The organism is Streptomyces sparsus (assembly GCF_054776295.1).
The window spans coordinates 1-6993 of the sequence record NZ_BAAHCA010000158.1; the positions used below are offsets into that span (position 1 = coordinate 1).

The following is a 6993-nucleotide window of genomic DNA, read 5'->3' on the forward strand; positions in this document are numbered from 1 at the left end:
CGCCGGCCCTGCCGCCGGCACCGGGGACGCGCCCGGCCGCACCGCGGTGCCCAGGCGCGCGGGGTGCACCTCGACGGACCTCTCCTCGTCGTCGAGACAGCGCCCGGAGAGCAGGTCGAAGCGCTGCTTCAGCAGTGGTGACGCCACGAAGGGCCGGCCGTCCGCCGAGCCGAGCAGCCCGCGGGAGAGCACGTAGGCACCGGTGAACGGATCCCGGTTGTCCAGGGCGTGGGGGGCGCCCGAGCGGTCGGTGAACACGGCGATCTGCCGGCCGTCCGGCAGCAGCGCGGCGACGCCGCGCCCGGGCACGAGGTCCGCGTGGTCGCAGACCGCGACCCAGTCGCCGCCGAAGCGGACCTCCACGCGGGCGGGGTGGGTTTCGCGTACGGCCGTCATGAGACCTGGGTCCTTTCGAGAGTGCGGACGGGAAGCTCGGGGCCGGCCAGCAGGGTGAGGTCCGGCTTGATCTGGCCCCGCTCGGGCACGAAGCGCACCGACGGGTCGGGGGTGCCGGGAGCGTTGACGAACGACACGAACCGGCTGAGCTTCTCCGGGTCGGCGAGCGCCGCCGCCCACTCGTCGCGGTAGCCGGCCACGTGCCCGGCCATCAACTGCTCCAGCTCGGCGCAGATGCCGAGCGAGTCGTGCACCACCACGTCGCGTACGTGGTCGAGGCCGCCCTCGACCCGCTCCAGCCACACCGAGGTGCGCTCCAGCCGGTCCGCGGTGCGGATGTAGAACATCAGGAAGCGGTCGATGAGCCGGACCAGTTCGGCGTCGGACAGGTCCTGGGCCAGCAGGTCGGCGTGCCGCGGTGTGGCACCGCCGTTGCCGCCCACGTACAGGTTCCAGCCGCTCGCGGTGGCGATCACCCCGAAGTCCTTGCTCTGCGCCTCCGCGCACTCGCGCTGGCAGCCGGAGACCGCCGACTTCAGCTTGTGCGGGGAGCGCAGCCCGCGGTAGCGCAGCTCCAGGTCGATGGCCATCCGCACCGAGTCCTGCACGCCGTAGCGGCACCAGGTCTGCCCCACGCAGGACTTCACGGTGCGCAGCGACTTGCCGTAGGCGTGGCCCGACTCGAAGCCCGCGTCGACCAGCCGGGTCCAGATCGCCGGCAGCTGGTCGACCCGGGCGCCGAAGAGGTCGATGCGCTGGCCGCCGGTGATCTTGGTGTAGAGGCCGAAGTCCCGGGCGATCTCCCCGATGACGATCAGGCCCTCGGGGGTGATCTCACCGCCGGGGACCCGCGGCACCACCGAGTAGGAGCCGTTGCGCTGGAGGTTGGCCAGGAAGTGGTCGTTGGTGTCCTGGAGCGACGCCTGCTCACCGGCGAGCACGTGGGTGTCGGCTCCGATGGCCGGGGCGAGCGAGGCGATCACCGAGGCGACGGCCGGTTTGCACACCTCGCAGCCCTCGCCGCCCCGGGCGGCCTCCCGGCCGTGCTCGTCGAGCAGCTGCCGGAAGGAGGTGACGCGCAGGGTGTGCACGATCTCGTACAGCTCCTGCCGGGTCCGCTCGAAGCAGCCGCACAGCCCCTTGTCGACGGTGACGCCCCGGGCCTCCAGCTCGTCGTCGACCAGCCGGCTCAGCACCTTCACGCAACTGCCGCAGCCGGTACCGGCCTTGGTGCACTTCTTCACCTCGGGCACCGAGGTGAAGCCGTGGTCGGCGACCGCGCCGCGCAGCGTGCCCTTGGTGACGTTGTGGCAGCTGCAGATGACCGCGTCGTCGGGCAGCGCGCCCGGTCCGAGCGCGGCCGGCGCGCCCGCCCCCGCGGGCAGTACCAGCGACTCGGCGGGCACCGGCGGCACCGTGCCGGTGAGCGGGCGGAGCATGCCGTAGGCGTCGGCGTCACCGACCAGGACACCGCCGAGCAGCCGTCCGTCGCCGGACATCACCAGCTTCTTGTAGACGCCGCTGCGCGAGTCGGCGTACACCACGTCCAGGCAGTCGTCCGCCCGGCCGTGCGCGTCGCCGAACGAGGCCACGTCCACGCCGAGCAGCTTCAGCTTGGTGGAGGTGTCCGCGCCGGTGAACCGGGCGGGCTCCGCAGACGCCGCCGACGGGGCGGCGGCCGGCTCGGGGAGCGCGGCGGTGATGGCGTCGGCGGCGGCCTCGGCCATCTCGTAGCCGGGTGCGACCAGCCCGTAGACCGTGCCGTCCGCAGCCCTGGCGCACTCACCGACCGCGTACACGGCCGGGTCCGCGGTGCGGCACCGCTCGTCGACGACCACACCGCCGCGTTCGCCGACCTCCAGGCCGCAGTCCCGGCCCAGCCCGTCGCGGGCCCGCACCCCGGCGGAGAACACCACCAGGTCGGCGTCGACCACCGAGCCGTCGGACAGCCGCATACCGCTCACCGTGCCGTCCTCGCCGGTGAGGATCTCCTGGCCGGCGACGGACGTCCGCACCCGAAGGCCCATGGTCTCGACGGTGCGGCGCAGCGCGGCGCCCCCGCCGTCGTCGACCTGGAGGGCCATCAGCCGGTCGTTGAACTCCACGACGTGCGTCTCCAGGCCGAGCCCCTTCAGCGCACCCGCGGCCTCCAGTCCGAGCAGGCCGCCGCCGACCACCACCCCCCGCTCGGCGCGGGCCGCGTACGCCTCGATGGCGCGCACGTCCTCGATGGTCCGGTAGACGAAGCAGCCCTCGCTGTCGGCGCCGGGCACCGGCGGCACGAACGGGTAGGAACCGGTGGCCAGCACCAGGACGTCATAGCGCACCGCCCGCCCGGAGCGGGTGGTCACGGTCCGGGCCGCGCGGTCCACCGACTCGGCCGGGTCGTCGAGCCGCAGGTCGATGCCGTGCCGCTCGACGAAGCCGTCCTCGACCAGGGTCAGCTGCTCGGGCGTCAGGCCGTCGAAGTAGGCGCTCAGGCGGACCCGGTCGTAGGCGGGACGCGGCTCCTCGGCGAGCACGACGACGCGGGCGCGCTCGGTGACGCCGCGGGCCGCGAGGCCCTCCAGCAGGCGCTGCCCGACCATGCCGTGGCCGATCAGCACGATCACCGGTGTGCCGTTGCCGCCTTCGGCGGCACTGGCTGCGGGGGTTTCGGCGGTGGTCGTCATGGGGTGCCTCCGTCATGGGTGAGCAGGTGCAGCAGAGGGGCGTCCGGCAGCGGTTCGCGGTTCTCCCAGGTGCGGGCGAGAGCGCCGACGGTGTCCAGATCGCCGAGCAGGATGCCGCCGACGAGCTGGTCACCGGAGACGACGACCTTGCGGTAGGCGCCCCGAGTGGCGTCGGTGAGCTGCACGGTGTCGTCGTCCGGCCGGGCGTCGGTGCGCCCGAACGCGGCGAGGTCCAGCGGGCCCGGCCCGGGACGGGCGTGCGGGTCCTGGTGGGCGCCGGCGCGGGTGGCCGGGCCGGCGAGGGTGAGCCGGGTGAGGGCTCGGGTGCCGGTGTAGCGGTGGCCGCCGGCCGGGTCGGTGAGCACCCGTGCCAGCACGTCGGCCTGTTCGCGGGCGGCGCCCGCCAGGCCGTAGACCACTCCGGCGTGTTCGGCGCAGTCACCCACGGCGTGCACGTCCGGGTCGGTGGTGCGCAGTTCGTCGTCGACGACGACTCCCAGCCCGGTGGCCAGCCCGGCCGCGCGGGCCAGCCCGGTGCGGGGCCGCACCCCGCAGGCCAGTACCAGCACGTCGGTGCCGAGCGCGTATCCGTCGGCCAGCACGACCGAGCGCACCGCCCGCCTGCCGGTCACCGGATCGGGCCCGGTGCGCACGCCGCGGGCGCGGCAGCCGGTGTGCACCTCGACACCCAGGCCGGTCAGGTGCTGCCGCAGCAACCCGGCCGACGCGGCGTCCAGTTGGCGTTCCATCAGGTGCTCGCCCTGGTGGACGAGCACGGTGTGCACGCCGCGGGCGGCCAGCGCCCGGGCCGCGGAGACGCCCAGCAGGCCGCCGCCGACGATCACCGCCCGGGTGCCGTCACCGGTGAGGGAGGCCAGCGCCCGGCAGTCGTCCAGGGTGCGGAACGGGTGCACGCTGTCCGGCAGTTCCCGGCCACCGGCCGCGCCGTCGTCGAACAGTCCGCGGATCGGCGGCAGCACCGGGTTGGAGCCGGTGGCCAGCACCAGCGTGTCGTAACCGATCTCACGGCCGTCGTCGCACTGGACGCGGCGGGTGGCCCGGTCCAGCCGGACCGCCCGGACGCCCGGCAGGTGGCTGACCGCGGGCGGTGCCGCGGGCAGCGCCGTCACCTCCGCCGGGTAGGCCCCGGCCAGCTCGTCGGCGAGCAGCAGCCGGTTGTAGGGCGGGTGCCGCTCCTCGCCGATGACGGTGACCGCGGTGCCGCGGTCACCGAGCTGCTGGGCCAGCCGGGCCCCGGCCATGCCGCCGCCGACCACCACCACACGCCTGTCCGTTCTCATACGGATCAGCGTGCGGCGCGGCTGTTACCCGGCGGCATCGCCGTTGTTTCCCGCGCGGAACGCTGCCCTCAGCCGGCGTCGGCCGCCGCTGTGAGCCGCAACCGCACCGGCAGCCGGGTCACGCTGTTGCCGACGAAGGTGGCGTGCCGGCGCAGTTCCTCGGCGGGAACGGCCGGGTCGAGGTCGGGGAAGCGGGTGAACAGCTGTTCCAGCGCGACGGTGGCCTCCAGGCGGGCCAGCGGCGCGCCCAGGCAGAAGTGCGGGCCGTGGCCGAGCGACAGGTGCCGGGTCCCGGGCCGGGTGACGTCGAACCGGTCGGCGTGCTCACCGTGCGCGCGCGGGTCGCGGCCGGCCGCCGAGTAGCCGGCGAGCACCGGTGTGCCCCGCGGGATGACGGTGCCGTCGACGGTCAGGTCGCGGGTCGGGTAGCGGAACGGGAAGAAGCTGACCGGGCTGTCCCAGCGCAGAGTCTCCTCCACCACGTCCTGCCAGCTCGCGGCGCCGGCGCGTACCAGTTCAAGCTGGTCGCGGTGGGCGCACAGGGCGCGGACCGCGTTGGTGATGAGGTTGAGCGTCGTCTCGTGGCCGGCGACGATCATCAGCAGCAGGGTGCCGATCAGCTCGTGCTGGCTGAGCCGGTCGCCGTCCTCCTCCCGGGCGGCGATCAGCGCGCTGGTGAGGTCCTCGCCGGGGTCCGCCGTGCGGGCGGCGGCCACCGAGCTCAGCACGGCCACCAGTTCCTGGTTGGCGGCGACGGCCTCCGCCGGCCCGATGTCGGTGCTCACCACCTGGTTGGACAGGTGGTGCAGCCGGTCGTGGTGCTCGGCGTCCACGCCGAGCAGCTCGCAGATGACCCCCATCGGCAGCGGCAGCGCGAAGTGCCGCCGCAGGTCGGCGGTGCCGTCCCCGTCGGCGGCACGCTCCAGCCCGTCCAGCAGCTCGGCGGTCAGCTCCTCCACCCGGGGCCGCAGGCCCTCCACCCTGCGGGCGGTGAACGCCTTGCTGACCAGGGACCGCAGCCGGCGGTGGTCGGCGTCGTCGGCAGTCGTCATGCCCTGCACGGTGGCGAAGGTCCGCAGCGGCCAGCCGTCGGGGATGCCGCCCTCCTGGAGCGCGGTGAAGTGGCGGGCGTTCTTCGCGACGTCGGGGTGGGCGAGGAACTCCCGCAGCGCGTCGTGCCCGAGCACGGCCATGCCCGGAACCTCACCGGGCAGCAGGACCTCGGCGACCGAACCCGTCGCCAGCAGGCGGGCGTTGGCCGCGTGCGGGCAGCCGCCGGCCGGGTCCATCCGGTGCGGGGTGCTGTGTGAGGTGCTCAACGCGGCTCTCCTTCTTCGGTGTGCGGACGGTTCAGAGCTGTTCGGGGGGCCGGGACGGCTCGGGCGCCTCGGGCGCCTCGGGCGGGAGCTGCGGGTCGGTGAACCGGACGGGCAGCGCGGCGAGGCCCTTGCTCCACGGGGACTTCACCCACGCCAGTTCGCTCTCCGGCACGGCCAGTTCCAGGTCGGGCAAGCGGTGCCGCAGGGTGTCCACGGCGGTGCGGGTGATGAGCCGCGCCGGGTCCTGCGCCGGGCAGGTGTGCGGTCCCGCGCCGAACGCGAGGTGCGAGCGGTTGCCCACCACGGGAACACCGTCCGGCGGCAGTACCTGCGGATCGGCGTTGGCCCCGGCCAGACCGAGGATGAGCATGTCGCCGGCCCGGATGTCCTGGCCGCCGAACCGCAGGTCGCGGGTGGCGTAGCGGGCGGGGAAGTTCTGCGTCGGCGGGAAGCGCCACAGCACCAGGTCGAGCGCGTCGTCCACGCTCAGGTGCCCGCCGGTCAGCGAGGACCGGAAGGCGGGGTCGGTGAGCAGCACGCGCACGGTGGTGGAGATCCAGTTGACGGTGGTCTGGTTGCCGGCCACCAGCATCACCACCAGGTTGTGCAGCACCTCCTCGTCGGTGAGCCGCGACGGGTGCCGCAGCAGCGCCGAGGTGACGTCCTCACCCGGCTCCCGCCGCTTCTCCTCGATCAGGTCGAGCAGGATCGCGCCCATGCGCTTGTCGGCGTTCGCGGAGTCGGCGTTGGCGACCACCGTGCCCGCGATGGCCTGCACGAGTTGCTGCCCGGTACGGGCATCCAGCCCGAGCAGCCCGGTGATGACCTGCATCGGCAGCTTGCGCGCGTAGTGCGGGACGAGGTCCGCCTCGCGGCGCTCGGCGAACGAGGCGATCAGCCGCTCGGCGGCCGTCCGGACACTGCGGCGCAGCTCGTGCCCGTTTATCCGCGACAGCGCGTCGGACACCGCGGCCCGCATCCGGCGGTGCTGCTGGCCGTCGGCGAACAGCAGCGCCGGCCGCCAGCCGACCATCGGCAGGATCGGCGAGTCCGGCGGTACCCGGCCCTCCCGCAGCAGCCCCCACCGTCTCGGGTCGTGCGAGAAGTCCTGCTCCTCCCGGGTCAGCCGCAGCAGCTCGCCGTGGCCGATGACCAGCCACGCCTCGATGCCGGGCGCCAGCGTGACGGGCGCCACCGGGCCGTGCGTCTCGCGCAGTTCCTCGTACAGCTTCGGCAGCCCGTCACCGTCGAGCTGCGGGCCGTACAGCGGGGTGGAAGCCGGGCACCTGCCGAGAGGACCGGCGG

The 6993-nt window shown here is 74.3% G+C and carries 5 protein-coding genes; all 5 read right to left on the minus strand.

Translation table 11 applies throughout. The features are described 5' to 3' along the window. A partial coding sequence (nirD, locus tag ACYVE9_RS10680) for a nitrite reductase small subunit NirD (protein ID WP_461027536.1) occupies positions 1–396 on the minus strand: 396 nt, incomplete at its 3' end. Next, positions 393–3068, minus strand: a complete 2676-nt coding sequence (gene nirB / locus ACYVE9_RS10685; RefSeq protein ID WP_461027537.1) for a nitrite reductase large subunit NirB — start codon at positions 3066–3068, stop codon at positions 393–395. The genes nirB and nirD, both read right to left, overlap by 4 nt. Then, positions 3065–4369: an NAD(P)/FAD-dependent oxidoreductase gene (locus tag ACYVE9_RS10690; RefSeq protein WP_461027538.1), complete on the minus strand. Its 1305-nt coding sequence runs from the start codon at positions 4367–4369 to the stop codon at positions 3065–3067. The genes nirB and ACYVE9_RS10690 overlap by 4 nt, the downstream gene beginning before the upstream one ends. Before the next feature lie 68 nt (positions 4370–4437). After that, positions 4438–5658, minus strand: coding sequence for a cytochrome P450 family protein (locus ACYVE9_RS10695; protein ID WP_461027540.1), 1221 nt, complete (start codon positions 5656–5658; stop codon positions 4438–4440). 61 nt (positions 5659–5719) lie between these two features. Continuing rightward, on the minus strand, positions 5720–6993 hold a 1274-nt coding region (locus tag ACYVE9_RS10700), incomplete at its 5' end, for a cytochrome P450 (protein WP_461027539.1).